The following is a 19408-nucleotide window of genomic DNA, read 5'->3' as shown; positions in this document are numbered from 1 at the left end:
GGCGCAGTTTGTCTTGGGCGATAAGCCCAGACGTTAAGTATCCTTCACAAAAACAATTAAGAAACATTGCCGCACAAACCCGCAATTTGGGCAAGCTGCGATATCTCCGAGGATAGATCTTTCCGAAAAAACTTGGGGCAACGATCGACTCAAAAAATGAAATCATTTGTTAAGCAGGGATGATCAAAACCCACTCAACCCGATGATAAAGATGAGCATAGAGATAGGGTCTCGTTTGGGAGAAGTATTATGACTCAAACCATTACTCAGTGTGCTCTGCAAGGGGCCGCGGAGTTGCTCAGCCGCTACCAGCGGGGAGAGCGCCATTTTCCCCAATCCTGCTTAGAGTACGCTTTTTTGAGGGGGGCAGATCTGCGGCACGCCGATCTCCAGGGATCCGATTTGCATGGGGCCAACCTGCGCTATGCTAACCTGCGCGGCAGCAATCTGGCCAATGCCGATCTGCGCTGTGCCGATCTGCGCTATGCCGACCTGGAGGGAGCCCGTTTGGAAGGAGCCAACTTGAGTGGCTCCCAGTACAACCACAGCACCTGCTTTCCGGCAGGGTTTGACCCGGCGGCGGCAGGGATGCAACTGCTTGAATTTTAGTTGGCAATTCGGCTGCCCAAGCCTCAGGGCAGGGGAAAGCGCTCCCGCAGATCTTGAACCACCGGCGCCGGCACGAGATGGTCGATGGGGCCGCCCAGCTTGGCGACCTCCTTGACCAGGCTGCTGCTGACGAAGCTGTGTTCGCTGGCGGTGGCGAGGAAGAGGGTTTCCAGTTCGGGGGCCAGCAGCTTGTTGGTGTGGGCCATTTGCAGCTCCACATCGAAGTCCGACAGGACGCGCAAGCCACGCACAACGACTTTTGCCCCCCGTTGACGGGCATAGGCCACCGTCAAGCCGGAAAAGGTATCGACCTCAACGTTTTTCAGATGGGCAGTGGAAAGGCTAATCTGGGCCTGCCGCTGCTCGGGGCTGAAGAGGGGGGTTTTGTTGGGGTTTTTTAAGACGGCGACGATCACCTTGGAAAAAAGACGGCTGGCCCGCTCGATGATATCGAGATGCCCAAGGGTAATGGGATCGAAGCTACCGGGATAGAGAGCGATCATGGCCAAGCTGGAGTCGTGCTATTCTTCACCCTACCTGGTCGCGGGCCCAAGCCAAATAGGTGGCGCTCACTTGGCTGGCTGGGATAGCCAGAATCTCCGGCTCTTCATAGGGATGTAGCTCCCGCAGCCGTTGTTCGAGCCGAGGATAGGCGGTCGCGGGCAATTTGAACAGGAGGAGGAACTCAGCATCGGTCTGCAGGGATCCCTGCCAGCGATAGTAGGACGTAATTCCGGGCAAGATCTGGGCACAGGCCACGTGACGTTCGGCCACCAAGGTGTGGGCCAAGCGGTGGGCTTCGGCCTCGGATCCCACCGTGGTCATCACAACCAAGAGGCTATTGGGTGCATCTGTGTTGTCCATTCAGGTGCTCCTAGAGCAGGGATGTGCCTTTGGCAAAATAGGGCCGCTTCTGGTGCCAGCGCCAGGCTGTTTGAATGATCTCGGCCAAGTCGCTGTAGAGAGGTTTCCAGTTGAGATCCCGCAGGATGGCACCGGCATCGCCCACCAGGCAGGGGGGATCCCCCGGTCGGCGTGCTCCCATTTGCACCGGGATCTGTTGTCCGGTCACGGCTTCGGCGGCGGCGATGACCTCCCTGACGGAAAAGCCTTGGCCATTGCCCAGGTTATAGGCTGCTTGCACGGGCCGGCCAGAGGCCAGCGCCTCTGCTGCCAACACGTGGGCTTGAGCCAGGTCGGCGACATGGATGTAGTCTCGAATACAGGTGCCATCAGGGGTCTCGTAGTCATCTCCGAAAACGGTGATGTGGGGACGTTGGCCGGCGGCGGCATCCAGCACCAAAGGGATCAGGTGGGTTTCCGGGTCATGGGCTTCACCGATTTCGCCGTCGGGATCGGCGCCGGCGGCGTTGAAGTAGCGCAGGCTGATGGACTGGATCCCGTGGGCAGCCCGAAAATCCCGCAAGATCTGCTCCACCATCAGCTTGCTCTGGCCGTAGGGGTTGATGGGACGTTGCGGATGACTTTCAGGGATGGGGAGCCGCTCTGGCACCCCGTAAGTGGCGCAGGTGCTGGAGAACACAATGTACGGGATCCCGTGATCTCGCATGGCCTCCAACAAACTCAGGGATCCGGCCACATTGTTGCGGTAGTACTTGCCGGGATCCTTGACCGACTCACCCACATAGGCATAGGCGGCAAAGTGGATCACCCCTTCCGGTCGATAGCGTCGGATCACCTGATCCAGTCGCTCGCGGTCGGCAATGTCGCCGATTTCCAACGGCCCCCAGCGAACCGCCCAGGGGTGCCCGTAAATCAAGTTGTCGTAAGCAATGGGGAGATGGCCAGCAGCCGCCAGAGCTTTGCAGGTGTGGCTGCCGATGTATCCTGCCCCGCCCGTAACCAAAAGCCGCATAGGCAGACGTCAGAGCAAAAGGTTGTTAAAGGTTGCCGAGGGGATCCCTATCAAGCGCCAAAAGCCTCCTTAGCGGCGTACATCACCTCCACGCTGATCTCAGCCAAGCCCCGCTCGCGGGCAAATTTTTCGGTGTTGCGCTTCACCTTGCCCCGCACAAAGCCGGGCACCTTGTTCAGCTCCGCCTGGGCCTCCCGCGTCCAGATGAGATCGGAATCGGCGCTCAGGCTCTTGTGGATCACTTCTTTGGTGTCGTGGCCGCCGAAGACCTCCAGCAGATGATCCTCCATGCCCAGGGTAAAGGAGTTGTAGATTAAGTCCACAACTTGGTTGGCGCCCTCGTAGCCCAAAAAGGGCTTGTAGCCGATGGGAAAATCCTGCACATGGATGGGCGCCGAGATCACCCCACAAGGGATCCGCAGCCGTTTGCCCACATGCCGCTCCATCTGGGTGCCGAAGATAGCGGCAGGCTCCGCCTGGGCAATGGCATCGGCCACACGGGTGTGATCCTCCGTCAGCAGCACCTGATCGCAATACCCGCCCACCTCCGCCTGAAACCACTCGCCATCGTAGGTGCAATAGCTGCCCGCCCAGACCACGTGGATCCCCATCTCGCGGGCCAGGATCTTGGTGATCGCTGCCGCATGGGTGCAATCCCCAAAAACCACTGCCTTTTTGCCGGTCAGGTTTTGGCAATCGATGGAGCGGGAGAACCAGGCCGCCTGGGAAACATGTAGGGTCTGCTCCTGGATGTAGGGCTCGTAGTCCACCGGGATCCCTTGCTCGTTGAGAACCTGCTGGATTTGGCGGATGAAGCGGGCTGTTTCCACCACTCCCATGGGGGTGATCTCCACGTAGGGCGTGCCAAACTGCTCCTGCAAGTAGCGAGCTGTCATCGGCCCCAGTTCGCGGTAGGGCACCACGTTGAACCAGGCCCGCCCCAGATGCTTGAGATCGTGGACGCTGGCCCCCTGCGGGATCACCAAGTTAAGGTCGATACCCAGATCCCGCAGCAGCTTTTTCAACTCCCGCAGATCGTGGGCGTGGTGAAAGCCCAGGCTGGAGATGCCGAGGATGTTGCAGGAAGGACGTTCCGTCTTCTGGGGTAAGCCGTCCAATTCGCCGCTTTTGCGGGCTTTGTTGATGTAGAACTCCACAATCTGCTGCAGGGTGCGATCGGCGGCCTGCAACTCATTGACCCGGTAGTGGTTGACATCGGCTAGCAGCACGTCGCAGCGGCTGGCCAACTGCGCCTGCCGCACAAAGTGATGCAGATCCTCCTGCAAAATGCTGGAGGTGCAGGTGGGGGTGACGACAATCAAATCCGGCTGCTCCTCGCCATCTTTACGGACGATGTTGCGAATCACCTTCTCGTCCGATCCCCGCGCCAACACCTGCCGGTCAACGACGCTGGTGGTTACCGGGGTAAAGTCCCGCTCCCGCTCCAACATGGAACGCATCACGTTGAAATAGTCGTCCCCCAGGGGAGCATGCATGATGCTGTGGACATTTTTGAAGGAACTGGCCACCCGCAGCGTGCCGATGTGGGCGGGGCCAGCATACATCCAATAGGCCAATTTCATAAGCAGCCTCTGAAGAAAGACCGAGGTAACAAAAAGGAGATCCCCATCCCCTGCCCGCTTCTCACTCGCTGGGAACCTCTCCTGGAATTGTAGAGTGCCCAGCAGCCGGGATCTCTTGCTCGTTATCTCCTGTAACTCTCGACAACAACATCTTGAGAAAATATTGATCATAAAGAAAAACAATGCTTCAAGGTAACTTTTGGTGCGGGGATCCCTCTACCATAGGCCCAAGCTCTGTTCCATCCTGGAAATAGGGACAACAGCCTTGAGCTGGATCCCCAAGCCCTGGCAGCTTGCCAGCCAAGGCGGTCAATTCTGTAGTTTTCGTTGCAGGTTAACTTTTGAATACAAAATGTGTATCTCTACAAACTTGAGCAGAGATTTTGTGTTACCCAGGCAAGTTTCTGGCCCCCGAAGGCAGACTGAGTCTGGAGAGAAACGCCTTCCTGTTTCCCTAGATACAAACCCGGGCAGGAGAGCATGACTGCTGCAGAGAGCGAACACCCTTGAGGTGTTGAGGTGAAAGCTTATGGGCTCTACCACGATTTCTTGGCAACGTGCGCGCAAAGTTTCAGAGGAGCAAATGGATTCCATGACTTCCACGTACTTCAAGCCTGCGGCTCACCTGCACGACTGGCTGCAGGCGCCCTTGCAACCAATTCGAGCGGCAATTGACAGCATTGAAGTTGGGGATCCCCGGCTGGCCCACTTTTTGTGTCGGTGGATCCCGGCTCGCTGTCCTTTCGAGCGAGATGTGGTGTTGCTTGGCCACAAAATAATGCACATTCCACCGATGTGCAAGCTCAACCCCTTCTACGATCAAGTGGTAGGGCTGCGCTTCCGGGCTTTGTCGTTCTTGGCAGAACAGGGAGAAGACATCAGCCGCTATCTCTAGATTGGCTCTTGGTTTAGATGATGCTTCACAGATATTCACGGGACATAGATTGCTTCTTTTTCTATCAATGGATGGAGTTCGGGGCGCAGAGCCTTGTCGGTGACAAGGTCTAAGGAGCATCCAAGTTTATCTTCCAAGTAGAAGAGCAGACTCAAGTAATGCTTGGAGTCGGCTTTACCCATAAATTTAAATTCAACTAGGATATCGATGTCGCTGCCGGCTTGATCCTCGCCACGAGCGGTTGAGCCAAAGAGGGCCAGTCGCCGCACGCCAAACTGCTCTTAAATCTCGGCAAATTGCTCGCCGAGCAATTGCAATACTTGTTGTTTCCTCATGGTTGGGCAGATTGGATCACTCACTTATCAACTCTCTAAGGGGGAACGCAGGTTGGCCGCTTGTTTCGATCTTCCAGGCTCACACAGGTAGGTGTTTATTCTAGCTATCTTTAGGAGTCACGGACTCCGGTTCAAGGGATCCCTGGCCGTCCAAAAGCCGTTGAAAAACTATGGCCACTTTAAACTAGATGTAAGGCACTCTCCAAGGGATCCTCGCCACTACCCAAGCGCTCTGCGCCGCTCGACCCTCACCCCCAACCCCTCTCCCAAAGGCGCCCTCACCCCCAACCCCTCTCCCAAAGGGAGAGGGGAGTTAGAGCGGCGCGTTCGCGACAGTGTTGCGTAGCAATGACGACGTAACGAACCGTAGTCTGGCCAGAGGGGATCCCGTCAGAGGGGGTTTCCAACTGGATGAAAACGGCGGCGTTGCTCCTGAAGTTAGGGTTAGCAGGGAGAATCGGAGAGACTACGCTTTAGTTTCTGTAAATTGTCAAGCAGTTGGGGCATATCACTTTGGATGATACTCCACAAAACGTCGTTGTCTAGAGCAAGATAAGCATGAATGATACGGTTACGAGTGGCAATGAGTTGTCGCCAAGGAATATTTTCGTTCTGGTTACGGACTTCTGCAGGAATGTGAGTGGCTGCCTCACCAATCAACTCGATGTTTCTCAGGGTCGCATCATAGGTTCGGCGATCCTGTTCAAAGTCTTCTTGAGTGTACCCCTCTGTGTATTCAAGGACTCGCTTGGCAAATTCAATCATATCATCTAGGTAGAAACGCCATTCACGGGACATAGATTGCTTCTTTTTCTATCAATGGACGGAGTTCGGGGCGTAGAGCCTTGTCGGTCACAAGGTCTAGGGGGCATCCAAGTTTGTCTTCCAAGTAGAAGAGCAGACCGAAGTAACGCTTGGAGTCGGCTTTACCAATAAATTCAACTAGGATATCGATGTCGCTGCCGGCTTGATCCTCGCCACGAGCGGTTGAGCCAAAGAGGGCCAGTCGCCGCACGCCAAACTGCTCTTAAATCTCGGCAAATTGCTCGCCGAGCAATTGCAATACTTGTTGTTTCCTCATGGTTGGGCAGATTGGATCACTCACTTATCAACTCTCTAAGGGGGAACGCAGGTTGGCCGCTTGTTTCGATCTTCCAGGCTCACACAGGTAGGTGTTTATTCTAGCTATCTTTAGGAGTCACGGACTCCGGTTCAAGGGATCCCTGGCCGTCCAAAAGCCGTTGAAAAACTATGGCCACTTTAAACTAGATGTAAGGCACTCTCCAAGGGATCCTCGCCACTACCCAAGCGCTCTGCGCCGCTCGACCCTCACCCCCAACCCCTCTCCCAAAGGCGCCCTCACCCCCAACCCCTCTCCCAAAGGGAGAGGGGAGTTAGAGCGGCGCATTCGCGACAGTGTTGCGTAGCAATAACGATGTAACACAACAAACCGTAGGCTGGCTGGGGCGGATCCCGTCAAAAGCGAGTCTCGAACTCGATGGCAATGGCGTTGTTGCCCTCGAGGTCGGTGGTGGCGCGGGTGAGGGTTTGTTCGTTGAGGCGGTAGCGGGCGCTGTAGCGGGTGGGCTGAAAGGGATCCGTCAGGTTGCGCTGCACCGAGAGGGAAGTGGCGGGCCCCAGATCGCGGGCCACTTCCAGGGCCAGGCCCACCGAGGAACGTCTGAGGGCACGGGTATCGACCTGGGGGACGGGGCTGAGGCGAACCTCATCCAAGCCGAGGGTGTCCCGCAGCGTCTCCACCACATCGTTGAGTAGGGCTGTTCCCGCCAGTCCGGCCACCCCGGCTTCTGGATTGAGTTGGGCCAAAGCTGTTCCCCCCAACAGGGCGACAATCTCTTGGGGGGAGCGGCTGGGACTGCTAGAAAGCGTCAAAACCCCGTTGCGGGGATCCGCAGCCGCAAGCTGGCTGGCCCGTCCGTTGACAGTGGCCAAGATCTCGATGCTCTGCTGGGATCCCGGTAGGGTGCGGTTGGTCTCAAAAGGAGAGAGCTCCTGGGGAAAGCGATACACCTCGAAGGCTTGGGTCACCAGGCGCAGGTTTAAAAAAGGATCGAAGGGGTTGTCTAGGTCAAAGGTGGCGGTGTTGGGGCGGGAGCGATCCAGGCGAAAGTTGGCAATGGGCAGGCTGACGCGGCCTCGCTCCAGGGCAATGGTGCCCGCCGGACGTAGATCTTGGGGAGTGCCAAACAGGCGCAAGCTGCCGCTGGCGTTGAACTCAAATAGGTTGGGGCGCTGCACGCGGATCCCAGGTCCCAAGACCAGCTCCAACCCGTTCAGCCGCGGCTGCCAGAAGGGATCTACCTGAGTCGCGTCTGTAGGAGCTGCCGCTTGGCGCGGGCTGACATCGACGATTCCATCGGAGATCTCTAGGTGTCCCTCCATCAGAGGCCGCAGCAGCAGGCCGCCCACCGTCACCTCTCCTTCCAGGCGGCCTGTGTAGAGGTTGGGCAGGTTGAGCTGGATCCCTTGCAGTTGCAGCGTTAAGGGCGGCGCGGTCTCGTCCCTCTGCAGGGCGCCGCGGGAGTTGACGGGCAAAAAGCCGTTGGCCAACAGGGATCCGCCCCCCAACTGGCCCCGCAGCTCCCGCACCTCCAATTGGTTGAGGTTAAAGACAATTTGGCCGGTCAGGTCGGTGATGGGCTCCGGCAGGGCGGCCAGTTTGAGGATCCCGGAGCCGAGGCTGAGGTTCCCCTGCAGGCTGGGCTCTCGCAAGGTGCCGCGGATGGCCAGCTCCAGTTGGCTTTGGCCGCCCTCCCAGCGCACCTGGTCGGTGAAGAGGTTGACCAAGCGCAGGCCGCCATTCTCGGCTTGCAGGCTGAGGTCGATCTGATCCGAGGCGGCCCGCACCTTCGCAAAGGGCAGGGTGTAGGGCACCAGGCCAGAGAGGCGGATCGGCTCGTCGCCGTTGGCCAGCAGGGCGCCTTCCAAGCGCAGTTGTCCCTGGTGGTAGTCAAATTGTCCCCCCACCTCCTGCAGCGGCACCTGGTTGATCTGGGCGTTCACCACCGTCAGGGAACCGCGGGCAAGGGGATCCCGCAGGTTGCCTGCCAGCTCCACATCCAGGTTGAGATCCCCTTGGAGTTCCAGCCCATCCGGCAGGAAGCGATCCAGCAAAGCCAGAGGAAACCCTTGAATTTGCAGGGATCCCGACTGTTCCTCCAGGCCCAACTTGCCGGTGAAAAGGGCTTGGCGTTCCCCACTGCGCAACAGCAGCGGCTGCAACACCACCGCCCCCTCGACCAGGCTGCCGCTGGCGGTGAGGCTTTCAACACCAAACTCCTCCGCTTGCCAATTCTGGCCCTCCAGGTGAAAGCTGACGCTGGGCCGGTTGAGGTTGCCGACGAGGCTGACGCTAGCCTGAAATTCCCCCTGCAAGCTGGTGGGCGGCGGGATGCGGGGATCCATGCGGCTGGCCAGGGCCTCCAGGTGGGCAGCCAGGATCTGGGCGTAGTATTCTAGCTGCTCCCAGAGGGGATGGTTGGGCAGACCAACCGGATCCGTCCGCAGCACCGCGGCAGGGCCCAAAGGTGGCAGCCGAAAACCGCGGCTGGTGATATCGCTCCACTTCCGCCACTTGAAAGTAGAAATGATATCTTCCAGGCGACCCCGGCGGGTGCTGATCTGCAGGTCGATTTGGGGAACGGGAGCCGCCGAGGTGGGATCCAGAGAGGTCGCCGGCAGCTCCAAAGTACCGCTGGCGGTGTAGAGGCTCTGGAACAGCTCCAGTTGGGCTTGGGCAAGGGTCAGACGAGCGGGGCGAGAGTCGTCTCCAGGGTGGTAAGCGAAATCCACTGCAAGGCCCTGCGCCTCGAGATTGCCCAGTCGCAGCCCCTCGACCGCAGCTTGACCTTGAGCAGCGCCACTGGCCAGGTCAAGCGCCACCTCCCCATCGAGGGTTCCCTGCAAGCCGGCCCATGCCCCAGCAGCCACCCCCCCCAGCCAAGCTAGCGGCAAGCGGTTCGCCACCACCTGCAGCTCATCTTGCTGTCGTTGGCCGCGCACTTCCGCCTCGCCCCGCCGCAGCTCGAACTGCAAGGGCCGAAACTGGGGATCCAACTGCAGCGCCAGCCGCTCCCGCGTCCCCGCTAGCTCCACCGTCGTCCCCTGGCTAGACCAGCTAAAGGGCCCAGCCAAGTCGGCAAAGGCTACCTCCCCCACCTGCAAGCCGCGCAACTGGGCCTCCCCCGTCACCTGTAACTCCTCCAGGGAGCCGCGGAGCTGCCCGGATCCCTGCAGCACTCCTGCCACCCTCGGCGGCAGGCCGGGTACTTCTGCCAGGGGGATCCCGTCAGCGGCAAAGTTCAGATCCAGGGATCCCACCTGCAGCGTCTGCGGGTCTACGGGGATCCGTCCCTCTAGCCTGGCCAAGCGGGTGGTGCCGGCCAAGATCTCTGCCTGCTGGATACGCAGGTCAGATCCTTCCCAAGCTAGCTGGCCGCGGATGCCGTCAACCCATGGCCATCCCCTCTCTCCCAAAGGCTGGGACAGGGCTAGCGACCCTTGCGCTCGCAACGCCGCCAGGAAACCCACCTCCGCCGCCTCCGCCGTGTTCATCTGCGCCATCAGCTCCCCGGAGAGGGATCCCGGCCACTGGGGGTTAAAAAAGGCCAGCGGCAGATCCTGGGGAGCCAGCCGCGCCTGGAGTTGCCCTGCCGCCCACCTTCCCGCCACCTGGGCCCGGCCCCCGCCCAGCTCCAACACGGCCTGCGGCACCTCCACCGCCCAGCCCCCCGCCTCGGGCAAGATCTGAAGCTGTCCTCTGCCGGCAATCTCTCCCCCTTGGGTTTCCCAGGTGGCCTCCACCTGGGGCCGGGATCCCGTCAGCGCCACCTGTACCTGAGCACTTACCGGCCCCGCCCAGGGCAGCTCGCCCCGCCGCGGCAGGTTGAGGTCGTAGAGGGCCAGCACCTGCTCCACGTCGGCCCCGCTGACCTGCAAATTGAACTGGCCCGCCAAGCCGGCAGCCCATTGCAGTTGTCCGGATCCCTGGATGCGTCCGCCGGCGGCCTTCAGGTCAATTTCCTCAAAGGCCAAGGTCTGGTCGGCCCAGCGGAAGCCAAAAGCATATTCCGGCACCGCCAGGCGATCCACCTGCCCCGGCGAGATCCCTTGCAACTGCCCTTGGATCTGCGGCCCCTTGAGCGGCCCAGTAACCGCCAGGGATCCCGCCACCACCCCTGCCGCCGCCACCGGCAGCTCAAAGTTGAAAGTCTCCTGGATTTGCTGCCAACTGGCTGGAGCCATGACAGCTTGCAGATTGAACCCCTCGTTGTCGCCGAAGGCAATGGAGCCGTTGAGATCCCCGAAAGAGAGCTGGCCAAAGCGACCGCTCACCCCCTGCAGATCCAGCTCCTCTAGGGTAAAGCGAACAGAGCCCTTCACCTCTTCAAAAGGATGCGGCAACCTCTCCAACCCCAGCCGCGCCTGCTGAACCTGGGCTTGCCCCGTCAACTCCCAAGGGCGTTCTCCGCCCCAGAGGACTTGCAGATCCAGACTGGTCTCCCCTTCCACCTCGGTCAAGGGCGCCGCCGGCAAGACGCTGGGCAGCAGCTCCAAAGGCAGACGCTGGGCGGCCAGCGTCACCGCGCCAGAAGCCTGGGCGAAATCCGCCACCCCCCTAAGCTGCAAGGGATACCCTCCTTCCCTCTGCAGAGGACGCAGCCGCGCCGAGAGCTGGAAACTGGCCCGATCCCCTCCCCCCGGCGGAGCACTCAGCCACACCTGCACCTGGCCCTGCAGATGGTCAAACTGGCGCCGCTCCCCCACCAAAGGGATGGCCGTCAGGGATCCCTCCTGCAAATGGATGTTCAGCCCCTGCAAGGGCAGGGATCCCTCCCCTTCTGGAAGTTGAAACTGCACATCTGCCCAGCCGCGATCCAGCGTTTCCATCAGCAGCAACTGGGGCCGGTTCAGGGTAATGTTGAGCACCCACTCGCCTGTTTGTAGCCAGGTCCAAAAGTCGGGGCTGAGGTCGATAGAGCCGATGCTGGCCAAATGTTCGATGTGGCTTTCTCCCAGCCTCACCTGCCAAGGGGCCACAAACCTTACCTCCCCCAATTCCACCCGCCGGCGCATCGCCTGCGAGAGGGTTTCTTCTACCTGGGGCAGCACCTGATTTTGAAGATACGCCCCGATTCCCCAGGCGGCGCCCAAGGCAGCAGCCGTCAAGCCCAAACCCAGCCCCGCCCTCACCCCAATCCAGGTCTTGGAGGAGAGGGGAAATCGTTGCTCTTTCTCGCGCTGATCTTCGCCCAACACCCACCCTCAGGGATCCGAACCACCCCAGTTGAGAAGCCCTGTTTGGCCCGCAGGCCGGCCTCCTCTGAAATAGGGGAAGCTGCCCCCATCCTACCCAAGGACTCCTGGCCTGCCACGAGGGGACAGAGAGAAGGGATCCCTGCCCCCAGCCGCAATCCCCTGCCCGCGGAAAAATACCGTCTCGCCCGCAGGGATGCTAAGCTATCTCCACGCCCGAGATCGGGCCTCCATCTTCTGTCGAGATAGACAAAAGGAGAAAAGCCATTCCGGAACCTCTGTCTCTGACGGTCAGCTTGCGCGGCAGCCACGAAGCGCTGCAAAACTGCCAGGTCTTTTACCTGACGGGCCTTCTGGATGCCTTTTCTGAGCCGGTCTTTGTTAAGGTGGTCACCAAATACTTAGAAGAGGGATCCCCCAACCTTATCCTGGATTTGACGGGGATCGACTTCATCGATAGCTCTGGCGTCGGTGCCCTGGTGCAATTGGCCAAGCTGGCACAGGGCCGTGGCGGTATCTTTCAGGTGGTGAGCAACCCCCGCGTCACCCAAACCGTGAAACTGGTGCGGCTAGAAAAGTTTTTGTCCTTGCGCAACTCTCTGCAGGAAGCCTTGGATCGCCTGAGGGAGGAAGGCACGGGCAATCCAGAAACCGCCTGATACATGGGCCTGGGAACTTTTTGGGGGATCAGTGCTGGAGCCGGGGATCCCGAGTGGCTGACCCTCAAAGCAGCCCGCATCCTCGGCGCCGTCCGCTGGGTGGCCTGCCCTCAGAACGCCATCGGCCAGCCGGGTTTAGCCTATCAAATCGTGCGCCCCTGGCTGCGACCGGAACAAACCCTATTGCCGTTGCATCTGCCCTTTGTTACCCAAGTTGAGCTTCTGCAGGCGGCCTGGCAAGCGGCTGCCGAGCAACTGGCCCCGCTTCTAGAACGGGGTGAGGATGTGGCCTTTGTGTGTGAAGGGGATGTGGGCCTCTACAGCACCTTTGCCTACCTGGCCCAGGCCCTGCAGCAGCGGATCCCTGACTTGCCCATCCAGGCCGTACCGGGGGTGTGCTCTCCCCTGGCTGCCGCCGCCGCCCTCGGATCCCCTTTGGCGCTCGGCTCCGAGAAATTGGCGATTTTGCCTGCTCTCTTTGCCCTGGCGGAGCTGGAGGCGGCCTGCGCCTGGGCGGACGTGGTCGTGCTGATGAAAGTGGCCCCCGTCTATCCTCAGGTTTGGCAGTGGCTGGCGGCAAGAGGCTGGCTGCAGCAGGCCAGCTTGGTGGTTTGGGCCGGTTGGCCGCAGCAAGTTCTCTTCCCCACCCTAGAAGAATTGGCCGACTATCGCCCCCCCTACTTTTCCCTGCTGATCCTGCGTTGTGAACCTCGGAATTAGTTTAACTTTTCTTTTATAACTTAAGGCCTGGATAGAGCCGGCTTGTTTCCCTAGAAGAAGGGGGGAGATTGGGCTGGTCAGAGGCCAAGCAGCCCCAATCCAGAAGGCAGGGATCCCTCTATTGAGCTACATCAAAAAGAGATGAAAAGACCAAGTTAAAGGAATGATCCAGCCCGTTAAGAATGGTTGCTGCCCTTGGAAGCGAGATCGATTACAGGTTAGATTATGGGTGTGGTGATTCAGGCGAGGAGGATAATATCTCATCCCCATCAAACGCGAGACACCGCTTCTCGATTCAATCAAATCCAAAAGGCTCCGTCAGTCAACAGTTTGATCTCAACTTCCGATCCGTTGCTGCGGCAGGCTTTTCTGAGAAGTGGATGTCTCGCCAAGCAGAGCACCTGGTACCTACGACAGGTTTTCCTCGAAGTAGAACAGGGGAGTTAAAGCAGATAGCTGTTGGGTTTGCTGTAGAGGCCACGAGGGAAGCAGGGAAGTACTCTTCCGGAAGCAAGTTTCTCAAGTGGTTTTGCCAGATCGAGAAGCTCAGCCGGCTATTTTGAGTCTCCACGCATGAGCGAGTCCAAGTAGGAAAATCGGTGATCGGGTTCAGGTGCTCTCAACCTGCAAGCTCTGGCAAGGTGAAGCCAATGCTCAGTGGGACAAGGGCTGCGGGCTTTAGCAATTCTTCGAGGTTCTCTCAGTTCATAGTTCCACTCTCGCTTTCAGGAGGTTGCTATGTTTGCTTTTCTGTCAAAGATTGCTAGAGCAGTTATCCGCATATTTGCTCCTGACAAATCCGATCTGGTGGAAGTGGGTTACCAGCCCATTACGGATGATGTCTATCGCATCAATGGCTCAGCCTGCCACGCTAGCGATCTGGAGATCTGATCGTAAGCCTCAGATTTGATTTGGGTTTTGGAGCACCCATGGGCGTTGGCTCAAAAATCTTCGTTTCCAGAGTGTTGTTTGCTAACCAATTTGTTGGATCCATTTTTTGGAGTGCTCGGATCGGTTACGTGTTAGGACAGGACAACTGAATAAGCCTGGGTCAATCTGCGCTGCAGTTGGTCTGCCGCGGGAGAGGGTGGTTCTCCTCTCTGGGGTCAAGTTCTACCAGTTCAGTGGCGGCTCTGTTTAGAGGGCCGCCGCTTGTTATGGTTTGCAAGTTGTCTGGCAAAATAATAGGGATGCCCACGGTTGATGCGTGTTGCCTTCCCTTGTGGTTTATCCGGCTACGTCGGGTGATCTGGATTCCTTAGCCGAGGTTCTCGCGCAGGCTTTTCACCCCCCACTGGGTCTGCAGCGCTGGATCTACCCGATTCGCAAGCTAGGGATCCGCGAAGATTTGCGCCTCAAGCTGGTGGCCAGGGATCCCTGCTATTGCTGCCTGGCGGCGGCGGTGGGGGCCAAGGTGGTGGGAACTGCCGAGATCTCTCTGCGGCGCATGGCCCATGGCAAGTATCCCTATCTTTCCAACTTGGCGGTGCTGCCCGCTTGGCGGCGGCGCGGGATCGCCCGGCAGCTTTTGCTGAGCGCCGAAGGGGTGGTGCAGGGCTGGGGCTATCGCCAGTTGCATCTGCACGTGGTGGCGGACAATCTGCCCGCTCGACAACTCTATGCCCAACTGCGCTACACTCCCGTCCAGCGCACCTCTCAACTTTGGCAGTGGTTGGGGATCCCGCCCCAGCTTTTGCTCTGCAAGTGGCTGACGTAAAGTTATGTAAACTGGAAGGGGGGAGCTAGAGAGGTGTTGCCGTGATTGTCAAAAAAGTGGTGGGTAGGATTGGGCGCTGGCTGGGCCTGGCAGGGTTGTTTGCGGCTTTGCTGGTGAGCGTTGTGGGTGTTCAGTCTGCCCTGGCCCAGTGGGGCACCACTCCCCTGCCGGAGATCGGGGCGCCGGCCCCAGAGTTTGAGCTGCCGGATCAGTTGGGCCAGGTGCGGCGGCTGGCGGATTTTCGCGGCGAGTGGGTGGTGCTCTACTTCTATCCCCGCGACTTCACTTCCGGCTGCACGATCGAGGCCCGCCGCTTTCAGCAGGATCTGCCCAAGTTTCGGGCTCTGGGGGCGCAGATTGTGGGCGTAAGCGCCGACTCGGTGGACTCCCACCGGCGGTTTTGCACGGCAGAGGGGCTGCAATTTCCTTTGCTTTCCGATCCTGAGGGCACCGTTAGCCGCGCCTACGGCTCCTGGATGGGGGAGATGGCTCTGCGCAACACTTTTTTGATCGATCCTGACGGGATCCTGCGGGCCATCGACCCAATTGTCAATCCCTCTCGGCACAGCGCCGAGGTCTTGGCCCAGTTGCAAGAGCTGGCCCGGGCCGGCTAGTCCTGCGGGCCAAAGGTCTGCTCGAACTCTTGCAGCAGCTCGTCGATCTCCTCGAGGGCCTGGTTGACATCGATGCGCAAGCTGCCCAGGTCTGGCTTTTCCAAAAGCTTGACCAAAGCTGGCCGGCGCTCGCGAATGCGCTTGATGCGCTCTTTTAAGGCGGCAATTTCGGCTGCGTCCATGGCTACAGAGATTGTTTCAACTCCTCCAGCCTATCGCTTTCCCACCTGGATCGTCGCTCACCGCGGGGATCACAGCCACGTTGAGGAAAATACCCTGGCCGCTTTTACGGCGGCCATCGAAGGCGGGGCCGACGGGATCGAGCTGGATGTGCGCCGCAGCGGCGACGGGATCCCGCTGGTTTTTCACGATGCCGAGCTGGAGGGCCAGCCGTTGGCGGCGCTCACGTGGGCTGAGATCCGCGCCCGCAAACCCTCGATTCCCAGCTTGGAAGAAGCGCTGCTCCACGTCAGGGGCAGGATTGCCCTCGATATCGAGCTGAAAGAGGCGGGCTATGAAGAACAGATCCTCGCCCTTATCGGCAAGCTCTTGACCCCTGCAGAGTGTGTGATCACTTCCTTTTTGCCCCAGGTGGTGCAACGGGTGAAAACTCTTCTGGGACACCCGCACCTTGAAGGGGCCGCCCCCCAGGTTGGCCTGTTGGTGGAAGCGCCGCCGAGGGAAGAGCAGGGATCCCTGTTGGCCTATTGCCGCGAGCTGGGGGCCGACTTTCTCGCTCCCCACTACGCTTGGCTGGACTTGCCGTTTTTGGCAGCGGCAGCCCGGGCCGGGATCCCGCTCTACGTCTGGACGGTGAACGATCCGGAGATCATGGCCTTCTGTTTGCGCCCGCCTGGGGAGGATCCCGTGGTTCAGGGGCTGATCACCGACCGCCCCCAGTTGGCGCTGCAAATTCGCGCCCAGCTCTGGGCCGCCTCCTGAGGATCCCCTGCCCTAGACCATGGGCACAAATTGCACCGGGAAAGCGCCCTTTTGCACCACCCCTTCCGGGGTTTTGTGGAGGATCAGCAAGGATTGGGATCCCTGGCTTTCGCCCACCGGCACTACCAACCGGCCCCCCACCGCCAGTTGATCCAGGAGCAGCATCGGCAGGGTTGGGGGGGCTGCTGTGACCAAGATGGCGTCGTAGGGAGCGTGTTCCGGCCAACCTTGATAGCCATCTCCCTGGCGCACCTCCACGTTGCGGTAGCCCAAGGCAGCAAGGGTTTGCTGGGCACGGGCGGCCAAGGGAGACAAACGCTCCAGACTATATACCTGTCGGGCCAGCTCGGCCAAAATAGCCGCCTGGTAGCCGGATCCGGTGCCGATCTCCAGCACCACCGACTCAGGGGTGAGGCGGGCCGCCTCGGTCATAAAGGCAACGATGTAAGGCTGAGAGATCGTCTGGCCGTAGCCAATGGGCAGCGGGCAATCCCTGTAGGCGCGATCCTGCAGCTCCGGAGGAACGAAAAGATGGCGCGGCACCTTGCGCATTGCTTCCAGCACCCGCGGATCGCGGATCCCCCGCTGCAAGATTTGCTCCCTCACCATCCGTTCCCGTTGGGCAGCAAAAGGACAAGCCTGCCTCTCCCCACCGCCAGCAGCAGGCTCAGGAGCCCCCAACTCGGCAGCCCGGATCCCTGGGTCGGCAGTCCTCCTAAAAAAAGATGAGAACAGTCTGACCATTGGCCTACACCCTCCCAAGATGATGGGCCGCGGGGATTTTGCTCGAATGCTGCGCCGCAATTGCACAAGATCGCGGATCCCTGAAGGCTTCCACTTCGATCCTGGCCCACTTTCTCAAGGACTTCCAGCTTTCATCAAGAGATTGTTGCCAAGCCTGCTGCCGCAAAGTCTCTCGACAACCCGGAAAGCTGAACCCCTAAGGGTTGGGGAGGGCCAAAATTGTAAAGTTTTGTGCGCGATCCGTCGGAACGAGCGATTGCTGGCCTTTCTTTGCCCGCTCTAGTCTTTAAGAGAAAACCAGAAGTTCTTGCCGGAATTGACACAAAAATGCGGCACAATACTCTTAAAACAGCAAATTTCCCGACTTGCGCTCATCCGCCAGAACAATGTTAATATCTGTGTCGGGAAGTCTCCGTACTCCCTCGCGAACGCACCTTGAAAACCTTATGGATTCAAGCTTTTCCGGGGGTAGGGTTGATCCCTACCTTTTCCCCGCAAGGGGACGGAAACGTGAGCGGACGCCAGAACCAGTTGATCGCCACCGGCTTAAAGGTTGATCCCTACCTTTTCCCCGCAAGGGGACGGAAACCCCCCGGGCAATTCGACTACCTCCGAGCCGAGGTATTCAGTTGATCCCTACCTTTTCCCCGCAAGGGGACGGAAACGTCAACCTGCAGGTACCCCTTGTTGGGGTACAACTGCGACAGTTGATCCCTACCTTTTCCCCGCAAGGGGACGGAAACGCATAGCTCACAATAAAATCAGGAAACCAAAAAAAAGTTGATCCCTACCTTTTCCCCGCAAGGGGACGGAAACCGTCGTCGACAGATGTGTCAGACGCCCAGTCCGTTTCGACGGTTGATCCCTACCTTTTCCCCGCAAGGGGACGGAAACATTATCCCGGATGGCGGAAGGAATAATTCAAAAGCCCCGTTGATCCCTACCTTTTCCCCGCAAGGGGACGGAAACGCGGCGAGTTGGGATAGAAGGCTGCCACCAAGGCAGCTAGCTTGGTTGATCCCTACCTTTTCCCCGCAAGGGGACGGAAACGTCCTCCAATCACTACACCCCTATTGTGCACAGGTCTGGCCGTTGATCCCTACCTTTTCCCCGCAAGGGGACGGAAACTGGAACGTGGAACTCTCGGAAGTAGGCGTCCAGATCCCGTGTTGATCCCTACCTTTTCCCCGCAAGGGGACGGAAACCCGGGCTCTCGGGTGTGTAATCAAAACGCTCGCGACGGTTGATCCCTACCTTTTCCCCGCAAGGGGACGGAAACTCCCCGCTGTTACCGTCCCCCCCATGGAAAGGGGAGGTTGATCCCTACCTTTTCCCCGCAAGGGGACGGAAACGCCAATACCACCACCCGGGAGATTATCCCGGATGGCGTTGATCCCTACCTTTTCCCCGCAAGGGGACGGAAACACCTGCCTTACATCTCGGCTAAAACTGGGAGAAACCGAGCGTTGATCCCTACCTTTTCCCCGCAAGGGGACGGAAACGCCGGGAAACACGAACCCGGCAGCGTCCAAGGCATCGTGTTGATCCCTACCTTTTCCCCGCAAGGGGACGGAAACCTTCGCCCGGTCGGACACTGAGCCCGACACAACCCACGACTTGTTGATCCCTACCTTTTCCCCGCAAGGGGACGGAAACTCCCGGACGCGTGACCACCGCCCCCGCCCACCCAGGCGGGGTTGATCCCTACCTTTTCCCCGCAAGGGGACGGAAACGCCTTGTTGTAGGGACGCTGGCCGAAAATGGGAGCGAAGGTTGATCCCTACCTTTTCCCCGCAAGGGGACGGAAACTTCCGTTTAAGCTCTCGAGCCCGTTTATCTCTCCCGGTTGATCCCTACCTTTTCCCCGCAAGGGGACGGAAACCGGTTTCCCTCTTCTCCTTTTCACGGGGTGGGCCAACATAGTTGATCCCTACCTTTTCCCCGCAAGGGGACGGAAACTCAACCCCCGCGGCGGGTTTCAGAATCTTCTTAAGATCCGCGTTGATCCCTACCTTTTCCCCGCAAGGGGACGGAAACACCTGTACAAAACCGTCAAAGACGGGCGTCCGGTGGGCGATGTTGATCCCTACCTTTTCCCCGCAAGGGGACGGAAACGGCTCACCTTTACTGAGCCGGCGACCGAGGGGTTTTAAGTTGATCCCTACCTTTTCCCCGCAAGGGGACGGAAACGCGCCGGGGAAGTCCGGCCCGACGATCAAAGCGCCGCGGAAGTTGATCCCTACCTTTTCCCCGCAAGGGGACGGAAACTCAACGCCAACGGGATTGGGCTAATTTCTTGGATCCACCGTTGATCCCTACCTTTTCCCCGCAAGGGGACGGAAACTTGTCTAGGTAGCAATAAATCACTAAAACCCGCTTGATTGTTGATCCCTACCTTTTCCCCGCAAGGGGACGGAAACGCAATTCGGGAGCCAGTA

Annotated in this window: 18 protein-coding genes and 1 CRISPR repeat array; of the genes, 8 read left to right on the top strand and 10 right to left on the bottom strand. The window is 59.2% G+C overall.

The features are described from left to right. The first annotated feature begins 249 nt into the window (after positions 1-249). Positions 250-609: a pentapeptide repeat-containing protein gene (locus NW826_RS06595; RefSeq protein WP_414509735.1), complete on the top strand. Its 360-nt coding sequence runs from the start codon at positions 250-252 to the stop codon at positions 607-609. A 23-nt stretch (positions 610-632) separates the two neighbouring features. Here the strand turns inward: NW826_RS06595 and coaD are convergent, their stop codons facing one another. The 4 genes from coaD to bchB are packed head-to-tail and all read right to left on the bottom strand — an operon-like array spanning position 633 to position 4068. Beyond that, on the bottom strand, positions 633-1112 hold the full coding sequence (gene coaD / locus NW826_RS06590) for a pantetheine-phosphate adenylyltransferase (RefSeq protein ID WP_414332776.1): 480 nt from the start codon (positions 1110-1112) through the stop codon (positions 633-635). Positions 1113-1137: 25 nt separating this feature from the next. Beyond that, entirely contained in the window at positions 1138-1473 is a 336-nt protein-coding gene (gene cutA / locus NW826_RS06585; RefSeq protein ID WP_414332778.1) for a divalent-cation tolerance protein CutA, read from the bottom strand. 10 nt (positions 1474-1483) lie between these two features. Beyond that, positions 1484-2485 carry a UDP-glucose 4-epimerase GalE gene (gene galE, locus NW826_RS06580; RefSeq protein WP_414332779.1) on the bottom strand — a complete coding sequence of 334 codons (1002 nt, stop codon included), beginning with the start codon at positions 2483-2485 and terminating at the stop codon, positions 1484-1486. Positions 2486-2535: 50 nt separating this feature from the next. Next, positions 2536-4068, bottom strand: coding sequence for a ferredoxin:protochlorophyllide reductase (ATP-dependent) subunit B (gene bchB, locus NW826_RS06575; protein ID WP_414509734.1), 1533 nt, complete (start codon positions 4066-4068; stop codon positions 2536-2538). 592 nt (positions 4069-4660) lie between these two features. Between bchB and NW826_RS06570 the strand changes: the two genes are divergently transcribed. Further along, on the top strand, positions 4661-4963 hold the full coding sequence (locus NW826_RS06570) for a Mo-dependent nitrogenase C-terminal domain-containing protein (protein ID WP_414337588.1): 303 nt from the start codon (positions 4661-4663) through the stop codon (positions 4961-4963). A 35-nt stretch (positions 4964-4998) separates the two neighbouring features. On the opposite strand, the gene NW826_RS06565 is transcribed toward NW826_RS06570, so the two are convergent. From NW826_RS06565 to NW826_RS06550, 4 genes are all read right to left on the bottom strand, one after another. Then, the gene (locus NW826_RS06565) at positions 4999-5232 is read right to left on the bottom strand and encodes a nucleotidyltransferase family protein (RefSeq protein ID WP_414509733.1); all 234 of its coding nucleotides are present in this window, start codon (positions 5230-5232) and stop codon (positions 4999-5001) included. Positions 5233-5742: 510 nt separating this feature from the next. Continuing rightward, positions 5743-6096: a DUF86 domain-containing protein gene (locus NW826_RS06560; protein WP_414366029.1), complete on the bottom strand. Its 354-nt coding sequence runs from the start codon at positions 6094-6096 to the stop codon at positions 5743-5745. After that, positions 6086-6313: a nucleotidyltransferase family protein gene (locus NW826_RS06555; RefSeq protein WP_414509732.1), complete on the bottom strand. Its 228-nt coding sequence runs from the start codon at positions 6311-6313 to the stop codon at positions 6086-6088. The genes NW826_RS06560 and NW826_RS06555 overlap by 11 nt, the downstream gene beginning before the upstream one ends. Positions 6314-6774: 461 nt before the next feature. Then, a complete protein-coding gene (locus tag NW826_RS06550; protein WP_414509731.1) occupies positions 6775-11574 on the bottom strand; it encodes a translocation/assembly module TamB domain-containing protein in 4800 nt (1599 codons plus the stop codon). A 296-nt stretch (positions 11575-11870) separates the two neighbouring features. On the opposite strand from NW826_RS06550, the gene NW826_RS06545 reads away from it, so the two are divergent. The 5 genes from NW826_RS06545 (at position 11871) to NW826_RS06525 (ending at position 15284) form a co-directional block, all read left to right on the top strand. Next, positions 11871-12233 carry an STAS domain-containing protein gene (locus NW826_RS06545; protein WP_414509730.1) on the top strand — a complete coding sequence of 121 codons (363 nt, stop codon included), beginning with the start codon at positions 11871-11873 and terminating at the stop codon, positions 12231-12233. Positions 12234-12236: 3 nt separating this feature from the next. Further along, positions 12237-12953: a precorrin-2 C(20)-methyltransferase gene (locus tag NW826_RS06540; protein ID WP_414509729.1), complete on the top strand. Its 717-nt coding sequence runs from the start codon at positions 12237-12239 to the stop codon at positions 12951-12953. Between the two features lie 738 nt (positions 12954-13691). Continuing rightward, a complete protein-coding gene (locus tag NW826_RS06535) occupies positions 13692-13844 on the top strand; it encodes a hypothetical protein (RefSeq protein WP_414332791.1) in 153 nt (50 codons plus the stop codon). 316 nt (positions 13845-14160) lie between these two features. Continuing rightward, positions 14161-14670 (top strand): N-acetyltransferase family protein, encoded by a 510-nt coding sequence (locus tag NW826_RS06530; protein ID WP_414509728.1) that lies wholly within the window; start codon positions 14161-14163, stop codon positions 14668-14670. 44 nt (positions 14671-14714) lie between these two features. Beyond that, complete coding sequence (locus NW826_RS06525; RefSeq protein ID WP_414332803.1) at positions 14715-15284, top strand: peroxiredoxin; 570 nt, start codon at positions 14715-14717, stop codon at positions 15282-15284. On the opposite strand, the gene NW826_RS06520 is transcribed toward NW826_RS06525, so the two are convergent. Continuing rightward, positions 15281-15466, bottom strand: a complete 186-nt coding sequence (locus NW826_RS06520) for a hypothetical protein (RefSeq protein ID WP_414332794.1) — start codon at positions 15464-15466, stop codon at positions 15281-15283. The genes NW826_RS06525 and NW826_RS06520 overlap by 4 nt on opposite strands. Between NW826_RS06520 and NW826_RS06515 the strand changes: the two genes are divergently transcribed. Next, positions 15465-16226, top strand: coding sequence for a glycerophosphodiester phosphodiesterase (locus NW826_RS06515; protein WP_414509727.1), 762 nt, complete (start codon positions 15465-15467; stop codon positions 16224-16226). The genes NW826_RS06520 and NW826_RS06515 overlap by 2 nt on opposite strands. A 12-nt stretch (positions 16227-16238) precedes the next feature. Here NW826_RS06515 and NW826_RS06510 read toward each other — a convergent pair whose 3' ends face one another. Continuing rightward, a complete protein-coding gene (locus NW826_RS06510) occupies positions 16239-16970 on the bottom strand; it encodes a protein-L-isoaspartate(D-aspartate) O-methyltransferase (protein ID WP_414509726.1) in 732 nt (243 codons plus the stop codon). 473 nt (positions 16971-17443) lie between these two features. Then, a CRISPR array of direct repeats spans positions 17444-19390; the repeat unit is 37 nt; unit sequence GTTGATCCCTACCTTTTCCCCGCAAGGGGACGGAAAC. Between the last annotated feature and the right edge of the window lie 18 nt (positions 19391-19408).

It is taken from the genome of Synechococcus sp. OH20 (genome assembly GCF_047502685.1).
Lineage (GTDB): Bacteria > Cyanobacteriota > Cyanobacteriia > Thermostichales > Thermostichaceae > Thermostichus.
Note: the sequence above shows the minus strand (reverse complement) of the source record. Positions and strands in the feature narration are given on the sequence as shown.

Bases quoted from the DNA above. Each gene is read 5' to 3' on its own strand.
- NW826_RS06595 (WP_414509735.1), top strand. From the start codon at position 250: ATGACTCAAACCATTACTCAGTGTGCTCTGCAAGGGGCCGCGGAGTTG.
- coaD (WP_414332776.1), bottom strand. From the start codon at position 1,112: ATGATCGCTCTCTATCCCGGTAGCTTCGATCCCATTACCCTTGGGCAT.
- NW826_RS06535 (WP_414332791.1), top strand. From the start codon at position 13,692: ATGTTTGCTTTTCTGTCAAAGATTGCTAGAGCAGTTATCCGCATATTT.
- NW826_RS06560 (WP_414366029.1), bottom strand. From the start codon at position 6,096: ATGTCCCGTGAATGGCGTTTCTACCTAGATGATATGATTGAATTTGCC.
- galE (WP_414332779.1), bottom strand. From the start codon at position 2,485: ATGCGGCTTTTGGTTACGGGCGGGGCAGGATACATCGGCAGCCACACC.
- NW826_RS06570 (WP_414337588.1), top strand. From the start codon at position 4,661: ATGACTTCCACGTACTTCAAGCCTGCGGCTCACCTGCACGACTGGCTG.
- cutA (WP_414332778.1), bottom strand. From the start codon at position 1,473: ATGGACAACACAGATGCACCCAATAGCCTCTTGGTTGTGATGACCACG.
- NW826_RS06540 (WP_414509729.1), top strand. From the start codon at position 12,237: ATGGGCCTGGGAACTTTTTGGGGGATCAGTGCTGGAGCCGGGGATCCC.
- NW826_RS06520 (WP_414332794.1), bottom strand. From the start codon at position 15,466: ATGGACGCAGCCGAAATTGCCGCCTTAAAAGAGCGCATCAAGCGCATT.
- NW826_RS06510 (WP_414509726.1), bottom strand. From the start codon at position 16,970: ATGGTCAGACTGTTCTCATCTTTTTTTAGGAGGACTGCCGACCCAGGG.
- bchB (WP_414509734.1), bottom strand. From the start codon at position 4,068: ATGAAATTGGCCTATTGGATGTATGCTGGCCCCGCCCACATCGGCACG.
- NW826_RS06515 (WP_414509727.1), top strand. From the start codon at position 15,465: ATGGCTACAGAGATTGTTTCAACTCCTCCAGCCTATCGCTTTCCCACC.